The organism is Streptomyces sparsus (genome assembly GCF_054776295.1).
The window spans coordinates 1-549 of the sequence record NZ_BAAHCA010001710.1; the positions used below are offsets into that span (position 1 = coordinate 1).

The 549-nt window shown below is 76.1% G+C and carries 1 pseudogene; it reads left to right on the forward strand.

The annotated features are described in order from the left end of the window. Positions 1-451, forward strand: a pseudogene (locus ACYVE9_RS30435) (hypothetical protein); the annotation flags it as partial. Positions 452-549: the final 98 nt, after the last annotated feature.

Genomic DNA, 549 nt, shown 5'->3' on the forward strand with positions numbered 1-549 from the left:
CGGCCCGGAGGAGGCGCCGGCGCCCGGAAGCCTGCTGAGGGACCCCGGCCCGGTCAGCGCGGTGCCGCTCGACGGTGACGCGCCGGCGCCCGGCGGCGCGCGTCACGTGATCTGGTCGGTCACCGGGCGCCGCGTCCGGCAGTTGTTCGACGGGCCGGCGGACAACATCCGGACCGACGAGGTGGTCTTCCCGCCGGCGACGGTGTTCCGGGTCCTGGACGTCCGCCAGGACAGCGCCTCACCCGCCTCGCCCCTGATCCTCCTGCGTGAACTTCCCGGAATACCAACGAAGTCCGCCACCGGCGGAGCGCCGCTCGACGCCCAGGACCACGCCGCGCTCGCGCGGCTGGACGCCTCGCTCGACGGAGCCCCCGCCCCCGTGGCCCCAGGCCCCTGGCCCGAGCGCTGCTCCGGCCCGGTCGGCCTACCCCTCAGCAAACGGAAAGAGTGACTGATGGCCCGTGAAGAAGGCTCCGCGCAACCGGCAGTACGCCGCGCCACGGCCCTGCCCCAGGTCGCCGCGGGCGTCGACCCCGCGCTGGCCCCGCG